The sequence below is a fragment of the Clostridium paraputrificum genome (genome assembly GCF_900447045.1).
Classification (GTDB): Bacteria; Bacillota; Clostridia; order Clostridiales; family Clostridiaceae; genus Clostridium; species Clostridium paraputrificum.
Genome location: NZ_UAWH01000005.1, coordinates 686883 through 709970 on the forward strand (window position 1 = coordinate 686883; position 23088 = coordinate 709970).

The 23088-nt window shown below is 29.8% G+C and carries 19 protein-coding genes and 1 riboswitch; of the genes, 15 read left to right on the top strand and 4 right to left on the bottom strand.

Annotation, left to right across the window (positions count from 1 at the left end; all coding sequences use genetic code 11):
* Positions 1 to 6 precede the first annotated feature (6 nt).
* The 3 genes from DR024_RS03250 to DR024_RS03260 all read left to right on the top strand — a co-directional run bounded on the left by DR024_RS03250 (position 7) and on the right by DR024_RS03260 (position 5654).
* A complete protein-coding gene (locus DR024_RS03250) occupies positions 7 to 861 on the top strand; it encodes a tagatose bisphosphate family class II aldolase (RefSeq protein WP_027096721.1) in 855 nt (284 codons plus the stop codon).
* A gap of 18 nt (positions 862 to 879) precedes the next feature.
* Complete coding sequence (gene pfkB / locus DR024_RS03255; RefSeq protein ID WP_111918149.1) at positions 880 to 1809, top strand: 1-phosphofructokinase; 930 nt, start codon at positions 880 to 882, stop codon at positions 1807 to 1809.
* 179 nt (positions 1810 to 1988) lie between these two features.
* The gene (locus tag DR024_RS03260) at positions 1989 to 5654 is read left to right on the top strand and encodes a LamG-like jellyroll fold domain-containing protein (protein ID WP_051195860.1); all 3666 of its coding nucleotides are present in this window, start codon (positions 1989 to 1991) and stop codon (positions 5652 to 5654) included.
* A 253-nt stretch (positions 5655 to 5907) separates the two neighbouring features.
* Here DR024_RS03260 and DR024_RS03265 read toward each other — a convergent pair whose 3' ends face one another.
* From DR024_RS03265 to DR024_RS03275, 3 genes are all read right to left on the bottom strand, one after another.
* A complete protein-coding gene (locus tag DR024_RS03265) occupies positions 5908 to 6318 on the bottom strand; it encodes a hypothetical protein (protein WP_065254508.1) in 411 nt (136 codons plus the stop codon).
* A 352-nt stretch (positions 6319 to 6670) separates the two neighbouring features.
* Complete coding sequence (locus DR024_RS03270) at positions 6671 to 7159, bottom strand: DUF4883 family protein (protein WP_027096719.1); 489 nt, start codon at positions 7157 to 7159, stop codon at positions 6671 to 6673.
* A gap of 179 nt (positions 7160 to 7338) precedes the next feature.
* Positions 7339 to 7740 (bottom strand): hypothetical protein, encoded by a 402-nt coding sequence (locus DR024_RS03275; RefSeq protein WP_027096717.1) that lies wholly within the window; start codon positions 7738 to 7740, stop codon positions 7339 to 7341.
* Between the two features lie 191 nt (positions 7741 to 7931).
* On the opposite strand from DR024_RS03275, the gene DR024_RS03280 reads away from it, so the two are divergent.
* The 9 genes from DR024_RS03280 to DR024_RS03320 all read left to right on the top strand — a co-directional run bounded on the left by DR024_RS03280 (position 7932) and on the right by DR024_RS03320 (position 16725).
* Complete coding sequence (locus DR024_RS03280) at positions 7932 to 8951, top strand: pyruvate kinase (RefSeq protein WP_027096716.1); 1020 nt, start codon at positions 7932 to 7934, stop codon at positions 8949 to 8951.
* A gap of 248 nt (positions 8952 to 9199) precedes the next feature.
* A complete protein-coding gene (locus DR024_RS03285; RefSeq protein ID WP_055183398.1) occupies positions 9200 to 11170 on the top strand; it encodes a methyl-accepting chemotaxis protein in 1971 nt (656 codons plus the stop codon).
* A gap of 84 nt (positions 11171 to 11254) precedes the next feature.
* A complete protein-coding gene (locus tag DR024_RS03290; protein ID WP_027096714.1) occupies positions 11255 to 12052 on the top strand; it encodes a nuclease-related domain-containing protein in 798 nt (265 codons plus the stop codon).
* 154 nt (positions 12053 to 12206) lie between these two features.
* Positions 12207 to 13553 carry a 6-phospho-beta-glucosidase gene (locus DR024_RS03295; protein ID WP_027096713.1) on the top strand — a complete coding sequence of 449 codons (1347 nt, stop codon included), beginning with the start codon at positions 12207 to 12209 and terminating at the stop codon, positions 13551 to 13553.
* A gap of 109 nt (positions 13554 to 13662) precedes the next feature.
* A complete protein-coding gene (locus DR024_RS03300) occupies positions 13663 to 14394 on the top strand; it encodes a MurR/RpiR family transcriptional regulator (RefSeq protein WP_027096712.1) in 732 nt (243 codons plus the stop codon).
* A gap of 148 nt (positions 14395 to 14542) precedes the next feature.
* The gene (locus DR024_RS03305; protein WP_027096711.1) at positions 14543 to 14698 is read left to right on the top strand and encodes a zinc-ribbon domain-containing protein; all 156 of its coding nucleotides are present in this window, start codon (positions 14543 to 14545) and stop codon (positions 14696 to 14698) included.
* Between the two features lie 161 nt (positions 14699 to 14859).
* Complete coding sequence (locus DR024_RS03310) at positions 14860 to 15699, top strand: DegV family protein (RefSeq protein WP_027096710.1); 840 nt, start codon at positions 14860 to 14862, stop codon at positions 15697 to 15699.
* A gap of 25 nt (positions 15700 to 15724) precedes the next feature.
* Positions 15725 to 16264 (top strand): DUF1836 domain-containing protein, encoded by a 540-nt coding sequence (locus DR024_RS03315; RefSeq protein WP_027096709.1) that lies wholly within the window; start codon positions 15725 to 15727, stop codon positions 16262 to 16264.
* Positions 16265 to 16287: 23 nt separating this feature from the next.
* Positions 16288 to 16725, top strand: a complete 438-nt coding sequence (locus tag DR024_RS03320; protein ID WP_027096708.1) for a GNAT family N-acetyltransferase — start codon at positions 16288 to 16290, stop codon at positions 16723 to 16725.
* Positions 16726 to 16770: 45 nt separating this feature from the next.
* Here DR024_RS03320 and DR024_RS03325 read toward each other — a convergent pair whose 3' ends face one another.
* On the bottom strand, positions 16771 to 18159 hold the full coding sequence (locus DR024_RS03325) for an MATE family efflux transporter (protein WP_055183393.1): 1389 nt from the start codon (positions 18157 to 18159) through the stop codon (positions 16771 to 16773).
* 228 nt (positions 18160 to 18387) lie between these two features.
* Positions 18388 to 18478: riboswitch (NiCo riboswitch) on the top strand.
* Between the two features lie 123 nt (positions 18479 to 18601).
* On the opposite strand from DR024_RS03325, the gene DR024_RS03330 reads away from it, so the two are divergent.
* The 3 genes from DR024_RS03330 to DR024_RS03340 all read left to right on the top strand — a co-directional run bounded on the left by DR024_RS03330 (position 18602) and on the right by DR024_RS03340 (position 23057).
* The gene (locus DR024_RS03330) at positions 18602 to 21097 is read left to right on the top strand and encodes a cation-translocating P-type ATPase (protein ID WP_027096707.1); all 2496 of its coding nucleotides are present in this window, start codon (positions 18602 to 18604) and stop codon (positions 21095 to 21097) included.
* A gap of 279 nt (positions 21098 to 21376) precedes the next feature.
* A complete protein-coding gene (locus DR024_RS03335) occupies positions 21377 to 22267 on the top strand; it encodes an ABC transporter ATP-binding protein (RefSeq protein WP_027096706.1) in 891 nt (296 codons plus the stop codon).
* The gene (locus DR024_RS03340; RefSeq protein WP_027096705.1) at positions 22257 to 23057 is read left to right on the top strand and encodes an ABC transporter permease subunit; all 801 of its coding nucleotides are present in this window, start codon (positions 22257 to 22259) and stop codon (positions 23055 to 23057) included. The genes DR024_RS03335 and DR024_RS03340 overlap by 11 nt, the downstream gene beginning before the upstream one ends.
* Positions 23058 to 23088: the final 31 nt, after the last annotated feature.

Genomic DNA, 23088 nt, shown 5'->3' on the forward strand with positions numbered 1-23088 from the left:
ATAAAAATGAGTATACTATCAACAAGACAAATGCTTTTAAATGCACAAAGAGATGGATATGCTGTTCCAGCATTCAATATACACAATCTGGAGACATTACAAGTAGTTGTAGATACAGCTGTTGAAATGAGATCACCAGTAATAATTGCGGGGACACCTTCAACAATTGAATATGCAGGTGCTGAATATATAAATGCAATGGCAGAAGTAGCAGCCCATAAATATGATATTCCAATAGCAATTCATTTAGATCATTTTGAAGATGTAGAGGCTATAAAGAGTAATATAGATATTGGATTTAAATCATGTATGATAGATGCATCAAAGCTAGAGTTTGAAAAGAACATTGCTAAGGTTAAGGAAGTAGTAGATTATGCTCATAAATTTGATGCTACAGTAGAAGCAGAACTTGGAAAATTAGGTGGACAAGAAGATGACTTAATTGTAGATGAAAAAGATACAATGTATACAAACCCTAATGATGCAGCAGAGTTTGTAAAGAGAACAGGAATTGATTCTTTAGCAGTAGCTATAGGGACAGCTCATGGATTATATAAGGGTGAACCTAAACTTGATTTTGAAAGATTAAAGGAAATAAGATCAAAAGTAGAGGTTCCACTAGTTTTACATGGAGCCTCAGATGTTCCAGATGAATTGGTAATGAAGGCTATTTCACTTGGAATATGTAAGGTTAATGTTGCAACAGATTTAAAGATTCCATTCTCAGGTGCATTAAAGGAATACTTCAGCCAGCATCCAGAAGCTAATGATCCAAGAAAGTATATGACTCCTGGTAAAGAAGCAATGAAGAAAATAGTAGAACATAAGATACAAATTTGCGGTAGTGCAAATAGATATTAATAGAATAGGAAGTTAGATATGATATTAGTAGTAAATTTAAATGCATCTGTTGATAAAAGATATGAAATGAAGGAGCTTGAAAAAGGAACTGTAATGAGGGCTTTTAAGGTTGAAAACACACCTGGAGGTAAGGGAATACACGTTACCAATGTAGCTACTATCTTAGGCGAAGAATGTATTGCAACAGGATTCTTAGGTGGAAAAACTGGTGAATTTATTGAAGAAAAGTTATCTGATTATAATATAAAGAGTGATTTTATAAAAATAAATGGTGAAACCAGAGAATGTTTAGCTATAATTACAGAGGATTTAGATCAAACTGAAATATTAGAACCAGGACCGGAAGTTTCTATGGAAGAACAAAATAAGTTCTTATTAAAATATAAAGAGTTAATAAAGAGCAGCAATATTATTGTTGCTTCTGGTAGTGTACCAAGAAATATTCCTAAAAGTTTCTATGGTGAATTAATTAGTATTGCTAATAAAAACAACAAGAAGTTTTTATTAGATACAAGTGGAGAACTTTTAGTAGAAGGTATAAAATCTAAGCCTTTCTTTATTAAACCTAATAGAGATGAAATAGAGGCATTAACAGGTAAAAGAATAGAAACTGATGAAGATGCTATTGAAGAAATTATAAAGTTCCAAGAACAAGGAATAGAATTTGTAGTTATTTCTCTTGGAAGTAAGGGCTCAATAGCAGGTTATAAAGGAAAGTTTTATAAAGTAATTGTTCCTAAAGTAAAAGCTGTAAATCCTGTTGGGTCTGGCGATTCTTATGTTGGTGGCGTAGCTGTTGCCTTAGAAAGAGGCTATGATATAGAAGATATATTAAGATATGCTTCAGCTTGTGGTACAGCAAATGCTATGGAAGAAGAAACAGGATTCGTTAGAAAAGAGGTAGTGGAAGATTTATTTAAAAAAATAACTGTAACTTTGAATAAATAATATTAAATAAAAGTGATTGCTTAAATGTTCAGTATTTATTGATTAAATTTAGATTCATCTTTAGTATTAGCGTAAAAACATGTATTAAAGATGAATCTTTTTTTGATAATTAAGAGTGTAATTATAGGATTGGTTGTAAGTCTATAATTATATAACAAAAAATAAGGAGATGAAGAGGTTTGAGAAAGAAGAGAATATTAAATTTATTGTTATCGTTTACTTTGATTGTATCATGTGTTTCTCCCATATCAGTGGTTAGCGCTAAGAATATTAAGGAAGATGTAAACATTGAAAAAAACTTAATAGGATATTGGGATTTTAATGAAGGAACACTAACTAACAAAGCAAATAGTGATAAGAATGGAGAGCTCATAGGTAAAGGAATATCTATTAAAGACTCAGATATGGGAAAATCCCTTTACTTTGGTAGTGATTCTGATAGTTATATGAAGGTTCCTGAATTTATAAATACTGGTGCGAAACCATATACCATATCAATGTGGTACAAGTATGATGAGAATGTAACAACTCATAATAATACTGTATTAGCTCAACAAGATGGTAATGGTAGATCGTTACTATTATTAACTTCTACTAATAAATATAGAAGTTTTGTTAATGCACAAAATGTAGATAGTAATACAGATGTAGATATAAGTATTTGGCAACATGTATCAATGACAATAGATCCAGAATCTAATAAAATAAAGTACTATATAAATGGTAAATTTGACTCGGAAAAAGATGCAGGAAATAATAAAGTAGATGCATTAACAAGTTTATTAATAGGAAGGCATAAAAATGGTGGAAAAGATCCAGACTCAATGAAAGGGGAAATAGATGAGGTCCGTGTATATGATAGAATCATAAATGATAGTGAAGCAAAGGCTATATATGAATCAGTAAAATCACCTAATAAAACAATTGAAGATAATCTAATAGGACATTGGAACTTTGATGATGGAAATGTAGACAACTTAGTTGGAGATAAAGATGGAAAATTAATAGGTAATAATGTAGCTATAGGAAAATCAAGTAACGAAGAGTTGGGGAATTCATTAATCTTTAATAAAGGTAATGATAGTAGTCTAAAGATTGATAATTTCATTAATACAGGTAAAAATCAATATTCCTTCTCTTTGTGGTATAAAACCGGAGAAGTTAGTAAAGATAACCATACAGCGTTACTACAACAAGGGGATGCTGGAAGATCTTTATTAACACTTCGCCTAGATAATAAGTATGGTTCATATGTTAATGGTGCAGATGTTTTATCCACTAATACAGTAACTAAGGGAACTTGGCAAAATGTTATTATAACTACTGATCCTAAGTCAAATAAAGTTAAGTATTACATTAATGGAGAACTTGATGGGGAATATGATGCTGGAGATAACTCAGTTGATGAGATGACTAGCTTAATAATAGGAAATCATAAAAATCCTAATGCAGAAAATCCACAACAATTTGTAGGAGAAATAGATGAAATTAGGGTATATGACTATGCAATTGGTAAGGATATAGCAAAAGAAATATATGAAGATAAAGTAGATAAAAACGTAAAATTAAAATTAAATCCAAATGAAGTTGAACGTTCAATTGATCGTGCTACTTTTGGAATTAATCATAGATATTCATTTAATGGATATGGAAGCTTTGACTCTGAAACAGGAAAGATGAGGGAAGACTTTACAGAACTTTATAAAAATGCAAATTTTGGTTCTCTAAGATATCCAGGTGGTACTATCTCAAATTTATTTAGATGGAAAGACTCTATAGGAGATTCATCTAATAGAAAAAATCAAATTCATGGATTCTATAGTGCAGCTAAAGGAATAGAGCCTAACTTTGGATTAGGAGAAGTAGCTACATTTGCTGATGAAAACAATTCTGAAATAGTTTATGTATATGGATTAGGTAGAGGTTCAGCACAAGATGCTGCAGACTTAGTTGAATATCTTAATGCTGAAGTAGGTACAAATCCAAATGGGGGAATCGAATGGGCAAAGGTTCGTGAGAAAAATGGACATCATAATCCTTATAATGTAAGATTCTTTGAAATTGGTAATGAAATGAACCAAGGTGGAGTTGATGGATCAACTTCACAAATGTATTGGACTGCTTATGATGGAAAAGCTCTAGATCATTATATTAATGGTGGAACTATAAATATAACAAAACAAGAAGTTGTAGAACCAGAAGAATGGAATGCATCAACAGCTAAGAGTAATGGTGAACCTAACCAAGTTAAGTATATGAGATATGCTAATACAATACCGGGTAGAGGAAGTGATACTCAAGAGGATTATAAAAAAGATGAATTTACGGCAGTAAAAAAAGACTCAGTGCATGTATATGTTAATGATGTTGAATGGACTGTAGTAGAAAATATTAAAAATACTGGTGCTGAAAATGTAGTGGAAGTTAATTACTTTAATGGGGAACTATTATTTGGTGATGGAGTAAATGGAAACATACCTAAAGAAGGTGCTACTATAAAAGTATCATATACAGTTGAAAAAGATGGATTTATCCAAGTGTCACAAGCAATGAGAGATACAATTAAGCAAATAAATGAATTATCTGGAACTGATAAAGAAATTCAGGTATATTCAAGTTTTGAAACAGAAGGTTTTGTAAAAACTATGAATCAAAATAATTATAATGATTTATATGATGGTTTAACTATACATCCATACTCAGGTACTCCAACAGGTTCAGGAGAAGATTTCTATGACTCTGCAATGAAGCTAGCAGATAAAAATGGTATTGCTCATGTTCAGAAATACGTTGATTTAATGCCAGAAGGAAAGGTGCCTGTAATTTCTGAATTTGGTATATTTAGATCTACCAATCCACTATTAAGATCTCAGACACATGCTGTATATATAGCTAAATGTTTAATGGAATATGTGAGATTAGGTAGTCCATATATTCAAAAACATTGTTTAGTAGATTGGTACAGTGAAGGTGCAGATTCATTAGGACCAACACAACAAGCTGTAATACAAGCAGTACCTCAAGAGGGCGCTGATACATCAACAGGTGAAGGTAATTATAAGTTTTTCTCAACACCTTCTGCCCATGTATTTGAAATGTTAAATGGAATGTTTGGTAATGAGATTATAAGTAGTAACTTCAGTTATATGCCTAAGTTTGCTAGTACTGTTGATGTATTCAATGCATTAGCCAGTAAGGATGAAGAGGGTAATATTTATTTAGCTGTAGTTAATCTAGATAAGAATGAGAAAAGAAATATAGAAGTTCAAGTTGATGGTGTAGACTTAACTAATAAGGTGGTTGATGTGCAGAAGCTTGCTGGAGATTCGTTTAGTGAAGAAAATACTTTAGATAATCCTAATAATGTTGAGATAGAAAAATCCAAATTTGTAGTAGATAATGAAGGTATGAATTTAGAATTAGATCCTCACTCATTTACTATACTAAAAATAAATAACAAAGAAGAAGTGAAAGCAGTTGATAAATCTAAATTAGAAGAGTTAGTTAAAGCTAGTGAAGCTAAGAATGAAGGTGATTATACAGCAGAAACATGGGCAGTATTTAAAAATGTTTTAAGTGAAGCAAGGTTAGTTTTAAATAACTCAGATGCAACTCAAGAGGAAGTTGATAATATAGTTAATAGTTTAAAAAGTGCTTTATCTAATTTAAAAGAGATAGAGAAAGAAATACCAAAAGATGAAGATAATAATGGAGGTAAAGAAGAGAATGATAATGAAGGTAGTAATCCACCAAAAACTGGAGATGTATCTTCACCTATTATGGCCTTGGCTTCAATACTTACATTAAGTGGAGTATATTTATTTAGGAATAAAAAACATAAGTGATTATAGTAATACCTAAATAATTATATTAATAAATTTTAGCGATTCTAGGTATTTATTATTTAAGTATTCGCTTGGAATTGGGCTATTGGAGACTCTCCAGTAGCCTTTTTTAGTTACAATAAATATTAAAATAAGGATTGTTAACATTTTTTATATTGTAAAAAATTATTAATACTATTTTTATTGGATGTAATGGTAATATATATAAATTGTGCAATAGAAAAGTTGGTTTGAAAGAAAAAGTTGAGTGGAGTTACTCCCAACTTTTTTTCATTACATGATTATAGTAAAAGCAGATAGCACTATCAATAATTGTATTCATATAGATATTGTAGTCAGAACTAGTACCTTTAATTTGATTAAGCTTTATTAGTGTGGATTTTCTAAAAGAATAAGATCTGCGGACTTCAAAAAGTTTTCCATCAATAGGAGGGGGAATACCATTTGGTTGAGTTGTATGTCTATTATTTTCAATAGGTAGTGGAGTAAATTTTATTTTAGTGACAGGTTGAGTCTCCTCTTTTTTCTTTTCAAAAACTGTGTTCTCTTCTTTAGCTTCATCAGTAAAACAAAAATTAGAAACATTATCTTTACATGGTGGAACGTAATCTGTAAAACAGATTTCATCAATTGGTTCTTCGTAATATAAATCGTCTTTGGACATTACAAATTCTTTTTTTTTCTTGCCATTTCAAACCTCCAAATTTTTTTCTATAAATTTTATATGCAGAAAGATAAGTTGTTAAGTTTTTAACAACTTAACGAGAAAAGAAGAAAAGAACTTAAGAAGTTATAGTAAAAATGCGGATTTGAAGGTTTTTTTGTGAGATGAATTCTAAAAGTGCATATATTTTGTTTGAAAATAATTTTGTGAGGGATTTATTATGGAAGATAAAATTAAATTGAGAGTTGATAAGTATATCGAAGAAATAATAAAGGTTGTTGGAAATTTTAAATTTTAATTAGAAAAGACCTGGAGCAGTTCCAGGTCATAAATATTGCAAGTGATTTTTATTTTATTGATTATACTTCCATTCATGTTCAATATGTGAGCAAAAGTCAAATAAATTATATCTATTAGGAACATCTTCAATATTAATAATATCTTCAGGATATATTCCATCCCAAGGAGAAACGGTTACTATACTATTGCTATATATTTTTATTACATACTTTGAATCATCAAAGGTAATCTTTAATTGATATGGTTCTTTTTCTTCTGGAATAGTTCCATCAGTTTTATAGTTATCTTTAGATAGGGAACGAATAAAATTTTCTATAATATCGTTATCCTCTTCCTTATTAATAGGAACATTTTTATAGAAGTTAGTGTTGAATAATTCTATAGAATACTCTTCATCATTAAGAAGTTTTGAATAAATTTCTTTAGTGTAAAAATCAGGAGAGGATTTTTTACTAAAGTTTATGTATTTAGGATCATTAAAGGAACATCCTTGTAACAAAAGTGATAGTATAAGAAAAGTGTATATTGTAAATCTCTTCATAAGAAAACCTCCATAACATAAGTAGTTACTATATAAACTTATTCAGAATAATAGTTATTTAGAACAATACATTCATAATGAATTAATATTAGAAGAAACCCAAGGAAATCCTTGGGTTTAGTTTTTTTTTAGGCATAGGAAAGTATAAAATCAAGCAAAATAAGTATCTATTCTACTTTTTATAAGCAAGATTTTCCTTCATTCTTTGCCTTTGAAATTAAGAAGCCTACAGCAAGTAACAATAAGTCTCTTATTTCGCTTAGACCAGATAAAGATGGATCAAGATGCATCCAATTTGTTATAAATAATGCAGCTAGACAAATGATTGCAACTAGGCCGCCAGTGATAGTTTGAATTTCTTCATGACCAAATTTACTAGGTATACAATGTTTTCCAAACACATATCCAAATATGGATGAAAGAATAGATTTTATAGCCATGTTATTTTCTGGAAAGTTAGTGCTTCCCAAAAGAGTTGAAATAACCATATTCATAAGACATGCAAATCCAATAAATAATATTATTTTTGTTGAAGAGCATTGTTTATTCCATAAGGCAATTAGTTTTTTTATATCCTTCATATAAAATCACCTCTATAACATAATATGTAGTTATGTAACATGTGCCACAAATTTATAGTATTTAGTGATATTTATTAATATTAGAGAGTAATATAAACTGAAGTCTTAGCTTCAGATAAGTTTCTATCTGGTGGAAGTGCTATAGTGGATGGCCATTAGATAAACTAGCATTAATATATAAGGAGGAGAAGATGTTAGTAATAGCTACAATAGGTCCTAGCACAAATGAAAAACTAATATTAAGAGATATTATTGATAGTGGAGCTAACATGATAAGATTAAATTTTTCTCATGGTAGATTAGAGGAGTTTGAGGAAAAAGTAAATATTGCAAGAAGTATAAAAAGTGATATCGAAATAATGCAAGATTTGTCAGGAAGTAAAATAAGAGTGTCTGATAAGTTGCCTTATATAATTAAGCTATATCATGGAGAAGAAGTATTTTTTTGTGGAGAGGATTCCTATAAAAAGAGAGGACATAATTTCGCCTTTGGTAGTAAAAAAGTAATTCCTTTAAATATTTCCAAGAATATATTAAACACCAATAAAATAAGAAGTTTGTCTATGAAAGATAATACAATGCTTTTTGAGGTGTTAAATAAAACAGAAGATTTGATTAAGGTTAAAGTTATAAAAGGAGGAGTAGTAAGGGCAGGGAAAGGATGCAATATAAAAGGTATAAATAGAAGTAAGATACCATTATCAGAAAAAGATAGAAGTGATATTTTATGGGGGATAAATCATAATGTGGACGTAGTATGTCAGTCTTTTGTTGAAAGTCCTAGTGATATTAAGAAGGTGAAAAGTTACATTAAAGAAGTAAATATGAATTTTAATCCTAAGATATGGGCTAAGGTTGAAACTCCTATAGGTGTAAAAAATATTGAATATATATTAAAAGAAGTAGATGGAGTTGTAATAGGAAGAGGTGATCTTATACCAGAAAGCAACATAGAAGATACACCAATATATGAAAGTAAAGTAATTGAATCATGTGTGAAAAATAATAAAGAGGTTATAGTGGCCACTCATTTATTAAATAGTATGAAAAATGGTAGAAAACCAGAATTGCCAGAAGTAGAAGGTATATATAATTTTGTTAATTCTGGGGTAAGTGGCTTTTTGTTAGCTGGTGAAACTTCAATTGGGAAGGTTCCTATAAAGACAGTGGATTTCTTAACTAAGATAATAAAAAAGTATTCAAAGGAGTAAGTATGAATAAAAAGAATGATAAAGCATATTTGATACCAGTATTATGGTTTTCTTTGGGGGTTATAATTTTTTATACTCTATATAGAGTTATAAAATTATTTGTTTAGTTTAACATTATATTCAAAATTATATGTGTTAAATATAGAAAATGGTATATATAGTGAGAAATTTAATACAGTTAATGAAATTTATGTAAAAATGGTGTAGAATTTATATATGGTATACAAAGGAAAGTGAGGACGATATGAATGAATATTGAGAATCTAAGAAAAACAAAGTCATTAAAAGCTAAGTTACTAAAGAGAATATTACCATTTGTTATAATTGGTAGTGTGGTTATTTCTTTACAAGGATTACTTATATCTAAAAAAAGTACAATTAATACAAATGCGAAATTAATTACTCAAATTTCTAATCTTGCAGGAGAGTCAGTAAAAAGTATTATAAAATCCAACCTAGAATCTATTGGAAGCATGGCTGGTAGCTCAGTGTTGGTAAATGAAGAAATACCTTTAATTGAAAAATCAAAGGTGTTAAAGCTTGATTCTGAAACTAAAGGTGATATTGAGATAGCATACATAGATTATAGTGGACAAGCAATTTTCTCTGATGGTACAAGAAGAGATATGAGAGATGAGTCGTTTTATCGTTTATGTATGACAGGAGAGAGATATTTTTCAGATATATATAGTGAAGAAGGACAAGATGTAATAGATTATGCAGTTCCAGTTAAGAATGAAAAAGGTGTTTCTATTGGAGTGCTTTATGTAAAAAGGAGTGCAAACGATATAAAGAAAAGTGTTGAATCTTTGCAGGTATTAGATTCTGGAAGAGTATATTTACTTAATTCAGATAAAGATATAATTGGTTATGGATCAATGCTTCAAAATGATAATGGAATGTTAGCTATAAAAGATAGATTAAAAAATGATGAAAGTGGAACAGAGCAAATAACTATTAATGGAGTAGAGAAATTTGTCACCTATGGAGCAATTTTAGGTACTAACCTATCTCTAATTATAAGTTTAGATAATAATGAAGTTATGTCTGCTAATATATTAGCAAGGAATACTAGTATTATAATATCCTTGATTGTACTTATTGTAATAACGTTAAGTATAGTGATTATTGCAAGACAAATTACAGGACAAATAGAGTCTGTGGAGTCTATATTAAATTCTTTATCTAAGGGAGATTTTACAGAGAATATTTCAGATGACCATTTAAGTGATAAGACAGAAATTGGATCAATGTATAGAGCTCTTTCTATCACACAAGAATCTATGGGGAATATGGTTAAAGACATTTCTAAAAGTACAAATAGAATAGATGATAATGCTTCAAGTTTAGCTGCTGTATCAGAAGAGCAAAACTCTCTAACTGAAAGCATTGTTAATTCTATAGAGGATGTTGCATCTGGTGCAGCAAATCAAGCTTCTAATTTATCAGACATACTTAAAGAGTTAGAATCCTTTAGTATAAAAGTAAACTCTATGACTAATTCAGTAAATGAGATTAATAAATCAGCATCTTTAGTAGGTAATAAGGCTAGCGATAGTAATTTAGAACTTAGTAATTTAGTTTCAAATATAGACCAGTTCAATCAAACCTTTGAAGAATTTATATCATTAACTAAAAATATGACTGATGAAATTAGTAAAGTAAATGAGATGACAGGAATAATTAATAATATAGCAGAGCAAACAAATCTTCTAGCATTAAATGCAGCAATAGAAGCAGCTAGAGCAGGAGAAGCAGGAAAAGGGTTCGCAGTTGTTGCAGAAGAAGTTAGAAAGCTTGCAGAGGAAAGTCAAAATTCAGCAGGGGTTATAAATAGCATGGTAAAATCTATATTAATGAGTACAAAAGATATCGTTAATAATACAGATTTGATGAAGAAGGAATTAAATAATCAAGGAAATATAGTTAATGGAACAATTAAAGTGTTTGAAGAAATTAGTGAGGCAGTAGATGGAATTGTGCCTCAAATAGAGAATATGACAGATGAGTTTCATGAGATAACAAGAAGTAAAGAAGAGATAATAACAAGAGTAGAAAATATATCTTACGTATCAGAAGAAATGTCAGCTACAGCTGAAGAAGTAGCGGCATCTTCTGAAGAGCTTAATTCTGCTAGTAATGAAGTATCAGGTGCAGCTCAAAATCTTACTGAGCTTACTTCAACATTAAAGTTAGGAATATCAAAATATAAGTGTTAAAAACTGCCTTTTGGCAGTTTTTTTATGTAAATGAATAAATTATAAGTAGGTGGATAGACTTAAAAATAAAAACTTGGAGGGGACATGAAAGATAATATTAAAAGGATTTATATATGTTTTTTTTCTTTTTTTCTAATATATTTAGTTTATAAGATGAGTACTTTATTGTTAAAGATGGGATTAGATAGTGCAGCCACTGAAATATTTTACATAATAGTTTCTCTATATTTAGGATATAGCTTAATACGCTATATGCAGTATAAAAAGTCATATTCTTTTGATGAACTGGAACTTTATAATAGAGTTAATAAAATATTTAGCAAAATAGAAGGTAAGGTAACTCCGCTTCAAGGTATTACTTTAAAAAAGGATGAAGTAAAAGGAGAATTAGACAGTATAGTTGTAACCTCAAAAGGAGTATTTAATATTGTATCTTGCAGTTATATAGGAGATATAAAAATTAAAGAAGATGGTAACTGGTATAAAAGGGATAGAAGAGGAGATTACATGATTAGTTCGCCTATAAATAAAATAAAGAAGAATAGGGAAATTCTATCTAAGATATATAATGAAGAAGAAATAGTTGATGTAGTGTTACTTTTAAGTGATTATATTGAAATTGAGGGAGAAGAAAATTTCTCTGTAGCAATAGTTAAAAATGATGAATTAAACGATTATATAAATGATTATGAGATAGAAGATGAATATGATGAAAGTGGACTATATGATAAATTATATGTAACAATCGAAAGTGAAAAAGATTTAGATGGAATAAAGTCTAGTTATAAAAAATATATAGATGCAAAACTGCAATTTAGAAGTAGATTAGCAGCTGTATCTATATTTACAATTCTATATATACTAAATATTATATATAAGTAGTTAAGTGCGGAAAATTTATACTTAAAAAACATAATTACTGAAATCAGTTACAAATTGCAGTAACATGTCACAAAACCTTCAACAAATATATTATTTTCATTTAAATATGATATTCTAAGTGTAGAGAAAAAAATATGGTAGGAGGAATGGTTTTATGAAAAAAGATGGAATCAAAATTGTTACTATAGGTGGAGGATCAAGTTATACTCCAGAATTAGTTGAAGGGTTTATAAAAAGATATAATGAACTACCAGTAAGAGAATTATGGTTAGTAGATGTTGAAGCAGGAAAACATAAGTTAGAAATTGTTGGGGAACTTGCTAAGAGAATGGTTGAAAAAGCAGGTGTTCCAATGGAAATTCATCTAACTTTAGATAGAAGAGAAGCTCTTAAGGATGCAGATTTTGTTACTACTCAATTAAGAGTTGGATTATTAGATGCAAGAATTAAGGATGAAAGAATTCCATTAAGTCATGGACTTATAGGTCAAGAAACAAATGGTGCTGGGGGAATGTTTAAAGCACTTAGAACAATTCCAGTAATCTTAGATATAGATAAGGATATGGCTGAATTATGTCCAAATGCTTTCTTAATTAACTTTACAAATCCAGCTGGTATGGTTACAGAAGCTTTATTAAGATATGGTAAAAACAAAAGAGTTATAGGTCTTTGTAATGTTCCAATAAATATGGAAAAAGCAGCAGCTAATATGTTAGGTGTTGACCATAGCAGAATAAGAATGGACTTCGTAGGATTAAACCATATGGTTTATGGTAAAAAGATATTCTTAGATGGTTCAGATGTTACAAACCAAGTAGTAGACGCTATTGCAGATGGAAAAATGGGAGCAATAGTTAAAAATATTAAAGACTTTGAATGGGATGCAGATTTCATAAAATCATTAGGAATGATGCCATGTCCATATCATAAATATTATTATGAAACTCAAGAAATGCTTGAAAGTGAATTAAAGGAATTTGCTAAAGGCGAAACAAGGGCAGAAGTAGTCAAGAGATTAGAAGATGATTTATTTAAACTATATGATGATCCAAATCTAGACATTAAACCACCACAATTAGAAAAGAGAGGTGGAGCATTATATTCAGATGCTGCATGTAGATTAATAAATTCTATCTACAACGATAAGGGAGATATACAACCTGTAGATTGCAGAAATAATGGTGCAATTGAAGGTCTTGATGATGATTCAGCTGTAGAAGTTTCTTGTGTTATAACTAAGGAAGGACCAAGACCACTTGCAATGGGTAAATTACCTCTACAAGTTACAGGGTTAGTTCAAGAAATCAAGAACTTTGAAAAGTTAGTAATAGAAGCAGCTGTAACAGGAGATTATCATACTGCATTAATGGCAATGTCAATGAATCCACTAGTACCTTCAGATAAGATGGCTAAAATCTTATTAGATGAATTACTAGTAGCTCATAAGGATTATTTACCACAATTTAAGGATGAAATAGATAAGATTGAATCAGCAAAATAATAGATTTTTAAAAGAAGACTTGAAATTTAAGTCTTCTTTTTTGATTTACTAATCTACATAATACTTGTTATAATAATAGATAAGTATTTGAAGATGAGGTTTATTATATATGTTTAATTATGAGAATATTGAGAGTTTAAACGATTTAGAGTTATCGTTATATAATTACATAATTAAAATTAAAGACAGAGTAGTGGATATGACAATTAGAGAAGTAGCTAGTGAAGCTCATGTTTCAACTACAACTGTTTTAAGGTTATGTAAAAAGCTAGGATTTGATGGATTTTCAGAGTTTAAAATTAAACTTAAGCTTAACTTTGAGGAAGAAAGATTAAGTAAAGTTAGTGATGAAACTAGTGAGTTAATTAATTTTCTTCAATGTGTTGAAAATAGTAAATTAGATAAAAAAGTAGAAGAATTAAGTGAAATGATGAAAAAGGCTGAGAATATTATTTTTATTGGAAATGGTACATCAGGAGTGCTAAGCCAGTATGCTGCTAGATTTCTATCTTCTCTTGGCAAGTTTGCAGTTTATATGGATGATCCATATTTTCCAATGAATTCAAAGTATTATGAAAATAGTATGGTTATAGCTTTATCTGTATCAGGTGAAACTAGAATAATAATTGAGTTTATAAATAAACTTAGAAGTGAAGGATGTAAGATAGCTAGTATAACTAATACTGAGGATTGTACAATAGCTAAGATATCTGATATTAATTTAGCATATTATATTAAGGAGTCTAAGGTTGGGAATAATAATATAACTTCTCAATTGCCTGTAATATATATAGTTGAAAGATTAGGAAAAAAAGTTATGGATAAAAAAATAATATTATGATTGATTTTAATAAAGTCATATGCTATAATAATTTATGTTGAAAGAACTTAATATAAAGAATTTCATTATGATAAGTACAATTTCTCCTTTAGAAATTATATGAGTCAATATTGGATCTTTAAAAATTTTTAAAAGGAGGAATTTCAATATGCAAGATAAAGTAATCGTATGTAAAGATTGTGGTCAAGAATTCACTTTCACAGTAGGTGAACAAGAATTCTACAAAGAAAAGGGATTCGATAACGAACCAGTTAGATGCCCAGCTTGTAGAAGAGCTAGAAAGCAACAAAACAACAGAAGATAGTTTTGTTAAGTTAAGAGCTAATTTTATTAGCTCTTTTTTTGTTGTCTAAAATTAGTTGATAATGAATATAATTTGATTGACAAACTATTTTTGACGTGATAATCTAAAACAAATAGTATCTAAAACTACATGTTTTAGACTTGCAAAGACGGAGGGGAATTATGATTAGAATAGTTACAGATTCATCAACTTTATATTCAGTATCGCAAGGAAAAACAAAGGGAATTAATATAGCACCATTGTCGGTAACAATTGATAATAGAACATATAAAGAGTTTGAAGAAATACAATCAAAAGAATTTGTTGAAATAATAAAAGAAGGGCATTTACCAATGTCTTCACAGCCATCTATAGGAGATGTGTTAGAAATATACAACAGTTATCCAGATGATGAAATTATAAATATAACTATGGCAGATGGATTGTCTGGAACTTATAATTCTGCATGTATGGCTGCGCAAATGTTAGACAATCCTGAAAGAGTTTCAGTAATCAACTCAAAGACTCTATGTGGGCCACATAGATACATTATAGATATTGTGGTAAAATTAGTAGAGATGAATAAAACAAGATTAGAAATAGTGGACATAGTAAATGAGATGATAGAAAACTCAAAATCATTTTTAATGCCAAATGATTTTGATTACTTAGTAAGAGGAGGAAGACTTTCTCCTTTAGTTGGTAAGGTAGGAAAGGTAATGAAGTTAGTGCCTGTAATGACACTAACTGAAGACTGTAAAAAACTTACTAAATTTGCTACTAAGAGAACTTTTTCAAAGGGAATAGAAGCAATATGTAAATCATTTATAGAATCAGGTGTAGATGAGAGATATAAGATTTATATAACACACGGATGCGCTGAAGAGTTAGCAAATAATGCGAAAAAGATAATATTAGATAATATTCCTAATGCAGATGTGGAATTATTTGAATTATCCCCAGTGTTTATAACTCAAGGTGGGCCGGGATGTTTAGCAATTCAAATGATTAAAAAGTACTAAACTTAAATAAAGAAGGGATGGATTTATGAAAAGTGATAAGAAAAAAGAGATTGTGGAGGAACTTTTAGACTATCATTGTCCAAGATATTCTGAATTACCTAATATCCCTTTATATAAGGATCAAGTAATTGTATATATTGAGGAAGCATTATCTGCTTTAAATATTAACAAGGATGAAATGTTACTTACACCAACTATGCTAAATAATTATGTTAAGCATAAGGTGCTACAGCCTCCAGTAAATAAAAAATATGATAGAAATCATTTATCATATTTAATTGTTTTATGTGTATTTAAACAGGTTTTTAGTATTTCTGAAATATCAGAATTAATAAAAGTTCAAATAGGAACTTATGATGTTGAAGAAGCTTATGATTATTTTTGCATTGAACTAGAGAAGACTATTAAGTTTGTTTTTGCTTCAAATGGTGGTTCGGAGCAAAGTTCTGCTCAAAAGGTTACAAGAGAATCTGAACTTGTTAGGTCTGCAGTGTTATCTGTTGTTAACAAAATTTATATTCAATACTATTTAAAAGAAAGAACTCTTAAACAGGAATTATATTAATGAAGAAAACAGTAGGTGAATAAATGGAGTATAGAGAACTTAATGAAACTCATTTGAAAGATATGGCTACTCTTTTTGTAAAAGCCTTTAATACTTATCCTTGGAATGAAGAGTGGACAGAAGAAATTGCTTATAAGAGATTAGCACAGATGATAAATTGTGATGGATTTTATGGAATGGTTGCAGTAAAAGACTCACAAATAATTGGAATGATTTTTGGACGACAAGAACAATATTATAATGGCGCAATATTTGAAATAAAAGAATTTTGTGTTGATGTAACCTTAGGAATTAAAGGGCTTGGAACACAAGTATATAATGTTTTCGAGAATAAATTAAAAGAGATGAAAATAAAAGAAATAGTATTAAATACATGTAGGAGTGATAAGACTATAGGTTTTTATGAAAAGCAAGGATTTAAAGTTTCTGATAGTATAGTTGTTATGAATAAAAAAGTTTAAAATAAAGAAACTCTGTAAAAATGTTACAGAGTTTCTTTGCTTATATTAGCAGCTTTCTTCAAGTGTTGTTTCGCCCTCTATTATTTTTTCATGAGGAAGCCAATTAGCCTTTTTATAATATATAAGCAAGATTGCAGCGCTTGCAAACCAAGTAATTGGATATCCAAAGAAAACTATTTTTATATCATTAAAAATTGGTGTGAATGTTAGAACCCAAGCCATTCTTAAAAAACACCAACATAGTACCATTATTATCATAGGAACAGTAGTTTTTCCTGCGCCCCTAAGTACACCTGAGAAAAGATGAGAAAGTCCTAAGAATATATATCCTGGAGCTAAACATTTCATCATTAATGTACCATAATAAATAACATCACTGTCGTTTGTAAAGATTTTTAAAATGTTTGGGGTAAATATCATTATAATAGTGGAAATAGTAACAACAGTGATTATACTAAAGATTGTCCCTATTTTAGCACCTTCTTTAACACGATTATATTTCTTGGCTCCTATATTTTGTCCAGTAAATGTAGTGGTAGCCATGGCTATACTCATAACTGGAAGTATTGCAAATCCATCAATTTTAGCATAAGAACCACATCCTGCCATAGCAAGTGTACCAAAACTATTTATATTACCTTGAACAACAACATTAGATAAAGAAACTATAGTGTTTTGAATACCTGTTGGAAGCCCAATTCTAATAATCTTTATTATTTGAAGCTTATTAAACTTTATATCCCTTAATATTAATTTAAAGTTATATGGAGTTTTTATAAGTACAAATATTGTTAAACCAGCACTAACAAATTGTGCAATTAATGTGGCGAAAGCAACTCCAGAAACGCCCATATCAAATAATACTACAAAAAGTAGATCAAGTATAATATTAACTACTGAGGATACTATTAAAAAAATTAGTGGCTTTGTAGAATCTCCAACAGCACGTAATATACCACTACACATGTTATAAACAACAATTCCAAGGATTCCACCAAAATAAATTTGGAGATATATTGTGGACAATCCCATAACATCTTCTGGTGTCCCCATAAGTTTTAAAATAATAGGAGAGAGTACAATACCTACAAAAGTCATAAATATCCCAGAAGCAAGTGCAAGTGCTACTGTAGTGTGTACTGCATCATGTAATTTTTTGTCATTTTTTGCACCATAGTATTGAGAAATTACAACTCCAGCACCTACTGAAATTCCCATGAAAAAGCTAACTAATAAATTAACAAGTGGTGTGGAGGAGTTTACTGCAGCTAGTGCCTCGCTCCCGACGAATTTACCTACAATAACTGCATCTACAGTATTATAAAGTTGTTGGAATAAGTTTCCTAGAAGTAAAGGAAAAGCAAATCCTATAAGTTGTTTTCCGATTGAACCTTCAGTCATAAGACCATCATTTGATAATTTTATTTTTCGCATAACATAACCCCGATTGTGTCAATATTTCTTTAGATTTTTTATGAAATTTTTAAAAAATCTAAGATAGCCCTTTAAATATATTAGCACTAATGTAAAAATATTGCTATATAAACATTGGTATAAAATTGGGCTGTTTATAATAATAAGTAAAAAATGAAAATAATAGTATACATAAATATATAGTTTTAATATAATATATAGTAATCTCTTTGCACTGCATATAAATCTACAGTACAAACTGATCAGGCCGATGAATTTATTTAGTTTATGGAGCCGGGCCTTAGGGCAACAGGATTTTTAAAATACCTGTGGGACAGTATATTGTTCTACAGGTATTTTTTATTTACCTTTAGAGCAACAACTGGATAGAATCTTTAATGCAATGCCATAGAGCTATCAAACAAAATATCCCTAAACAATGGGAAAAATGGAGGTGAGTTTTATGACAGAACAGAAAAAGGTACAAACTATGAAAGGCTTAACAGATGAAGAAGTAAGAATGGCTCGGAATAAGTATGGTAAAAATGAACTTATTCCAACTAAAAAGGAAAGCCTATTCTTAAAAATTTTAGAGGTTTTAAAGGAACCAATGTTTTTATTACTATTAGTTGCAGCTGTTATATATTTCATACTTGGAGAACCTCAAGATGGTGTAGTAATGCTTGTATTTGTATTAGGAATAATAAGTATTGATATTATTCAAGAGTGGAAGACAGATAAAACTCTAAGTGCATTAAAAAATCTTTCAGCACCACATATAGCTGTTATTAGAAATGGTGTTGAAAAGAGTATTAACAGTGAGGAACTAGTACCAAATGATTTAATGATTATTACTGAGGGGGTAAAAATACCAGCCGATGGTAATGTGTTGGTAGCTAATGATCTCTGCGTAGATGAATCATCATTAACTGGAGAAGCAGAAGGTGTATGGAAGTGCATTGATGATAACAATAGTGATGATTATTGGAGAAGGGACTATTGCTATGCAGGAACTTTAGTAACTCAGGGGAGAGGGATAGTCAGGGTTGATAAAATAGGAAAAGATACGGAGTATGGAAAGATAGGTATTAATATTTCAGAAGCACCAGATACACCAACTCCACTTCAAAAGCAAACAGGTAAATTAGTTAAGATATGTGCAACTATAGCAGCAGTGCTGTTTGTGTTGGTTTGTATAATAACCTATTTTAATTTGCCAGACCATAGCTTAAAGGAAAGAGTAATTGAAAGTATTCTTTCAGGAATAACACTTGCAATGGCTATGATTCCTGAAGAATTTCCTGTTATTTTAACAGTATTTTTATCAATGGGAGCTTGGAGATTAGCAAAGAAAAACTCTCTTGTCCGTAGGCTTCCTTCAGTAGAAACATTAGGTGCAATATCTGTTTTATGTGTGGATAAGACAGGAACTATTACAATGAATAAAATGGTTTTAAAAGAAAGTTGGGCATTAAAGGATATAGATGAATTAGATGTTACAATGGGGATGGCTTGTGAAACAGATCCTTATGACCCTATGGAACAAGCTATGCTTAAGGATTGTGAAGATAAAGGAATATCAAAAGATCAGTTATTTAAAGGCAGATTAGTTACGGAATATTCTTTTACTAATGAAAAGAAGATGATGGGACACGTATGGGAAAATGATGGAGTAATAAGTGTTAGTGCTAAGGGTTCTCCAGAAAAGATTCTAGATATATGTTTATTATCAGAGGATGAAAAGAGAAAAGTAGAAGAGAAAATGTATGAAATGTCATCAAAAGGTCTAAGAGTTATAGGCGTAGGTAGTATGATTATAAATGATGGAGATATTCCAAAGAGTTTAGAGGAGTGTAAGTTAGAGTTTCTAGGACTTATAGGTCTTCAAGATCCACCTAGAGAAGGCATAAAAGATGATATAAAGATGTGTCTAGATGCTGGAATTAGGGTGGTTATGATAACTGGTGATAATGGAATTACTGCAAGCTCAATAGCTAAAGAGGTAGGAATTCCACATAGTGAAGGAATAATTACTGGTGAAGAATTAAATAAAATGGATGATGAAGAACTAAATAAAAGGATAAAAGATGTTAGTATATTTTCTAGAGTTGTACCAGAGCATAAAATGAGAATAGTAAAGGCATTTAAGGAAGTTGGTGAAGTGGTTGCTATGACTGGCGATGGAGTTAATGATGCCCCAGCCCTTAAGTATTCTGATATTGGAATAGCAATGGGTAAGAGAGGATCAGAGGTTTCAAGAGAAGCAGCAGATTTAATTCTTTTGGATGATAACTTTTCTACTATTGTAGATACAGTAAAGGATGGTAGAAGAATTTATGATAATATAAGGAAGGCAATAGGATATGTGTTTGTTATTCATATACCAATTGCATTTGCTTCATTATTAGCACCACTTTTAGGAATAAGTGCATCATCTTTATTGTTATTACCAGTTCATGTTGTGTTGTTGGAATTATTAATTGATCCAACTTGCTCAATTGTTTTAGAAAGGCAACCTGCTGAAAGTGATATAATGAATCGTAAGCCAAGAGACCCTAGGGAAGGAATATTAACTTCAAAAGTCCTTGTAAAAAGCATAATTCAAGGTGTAGTTTTATTTGCTGCTTCCTTTGGAACTTACTACTATTATTTAGAGTCAGGTATAGAGCTTGCACGATCTATGGGATTGGCTATAATAATGATTTCTAATTTGCTTCTTGTCCAAGTAAATAGTTCAAACAGTGAGTTAGCTTATAAATCTATAATTAAGCTTAGAAAAGATAAGGTTATGTGGTCAGTAGCAATAGGTACCATAGTAGGATTAGCTATAATACTATATACTCCGTTATCAGGATTTTTAGGGCTAGTACCTTTAGGAACAAGTGAAATATTAAAGGTATGTGGAATTTCTTTAGTATCAATTCTATGGTATGAAGTTGTAAAATTATTTAAGAAATAAAATATGAAGGAGCTGTACAAAAAAGTAATGCTACAGCTCCTTTTTTAAATTCGTTATAAGGTTGTAAAAAATAGTAAATTAAATATAATGTAATTAACCAAAAGAAAATTAACTTAGAATTATATCCAAGCAGATATCATAAATGTTACTTTGGATAACAGATGGATATCTTTATGAAAAAGAAAGGACTGAATAAAAAATATATATAGATAGTTTTATTTATGAATTTAATGATTGGGTAGAAATGCTTAAAAAACTCATATAAGGAGGAGTATTTAAATGAGCATAATTGAAGTGAGTAATATTACAAAGGAGTATGGCAATAAGAAAGGGGTATTTGATGTAACCTTCTCAGTAAACAAAGGTGAAATATTAGGATTTTTAGGACCTAATGGAGCAGGTAAAACAACAACAATACGTCAACTTATGGGATTTATTAGGCCGGATAAGGGAAATGTAAAAATTAATGGCTTAGATTGCTTTGATAAAGCAGAGGAAGTACAAAAGGTTCTTGGATATTTACCAGGAGAAATAGCATTTATGGATGATATGACAGGTATGGAATTCATAAAGTTTATAGGAAATATGAAAGGAATGAAAGATTTTTCTTCTGCAGAGGAATTAATGAAATTCTTTGAATTAGATCCAAGTGGAAAAATTAAAAAGATGTCTAAAGGGATGAAACAAAAGATAGGTATAGTATGTGCTTTTATGCAAGATCCAGATATATTAATATTGGACGAGCCTACTAGTGGATTGGATCCTTTAATGCAGAATAAGTTTGTGGAACTTATCTTAAAAGAGAGAGATAAAGGAAAAACAATACTTATGTCATCCCATATTTTTGAGGAGATAGAAAATACTTGTGATAGAGTTGCAATTATTAAAGAAGGCCATATTATTGCAATAGAGAATATGGAAAAGCTTAGAGAGAATAAGCGTAAGATATTCCAAGTAACATTTAATGATGAAAATGAAGCAATTAAATTTTCTGAAGCTACAAAGAAAAGTTCAAGAGATGGAAATATTGTTGATATAAAGGTTTCTAAAAATGTAGATGAATTTATTAAAACTTTAAGTAAATATGTAATAAAAGATATTAATATTAGGACTCAAACTTTAGAAGAGTTATTCTTACACTATTATGGAGGTGAAAAGAGTGATAAATAATACTTTATTTAAGAGAGAGATTAAATCAAATTACAAAATAATGCTTATTTTTATGGCATTAATTTCTATGTATTCATCTGTTATTGTATTAATGTTTGATCCAAAGTTAGGTGAAAGTCTAAGTATTATGGCAGAAAGTATGCCAGAAATATTTGCAGCCTTTGGTATGATGAATGCTGGAGCAACATTAATTGAGTTTGTTGCAAACTATTTATATGGATTTATACTTATAGTAGTGCCTACAATATGTATTATTATACTTGGAAATAAGCTGATTGCTAGATATGTTGATAAAGGTTCTATGGCATATCTTCTTGCAACTCCTAATAAACGTAAGAATATAGTTACTACACAGGCTATATTTATGGCATTTGCTATTCTAGTTTTAGTTGGGATAGCTGTGCTAATTAGTATAGGAGTTGGACAAATTGCATTTCCAGGAGATTTGGATATAAAGAAGTTCTTATTACTTAATGTTGGCTTATATGGATTACTATTTTTTATTGGAGGAATGTGTTTTCTATCCTCTTGTATATTTAATGACAGCAGATATTCTTATGGGGTAGGTGGAGGACTAGCAGTAGTTTTTATACTTATTCAAATGCTTTCTCAAGTTGGGGATAAACTTGAAAAGTTAAAGTACTTGACTCCTTTAACCTTATTTCAACCAGATAAGATTATTGCAGGGGATTCAAGTGCAATTGTATATTTTGCAGTTTTATATATAATAGGACTAATAATGTATCTAGTTGGTATTAGAATATTTATGAAAAAGGATTTTCCAGTTTAATGTAGGTTAACTATTTTGTAATATAAGTTGA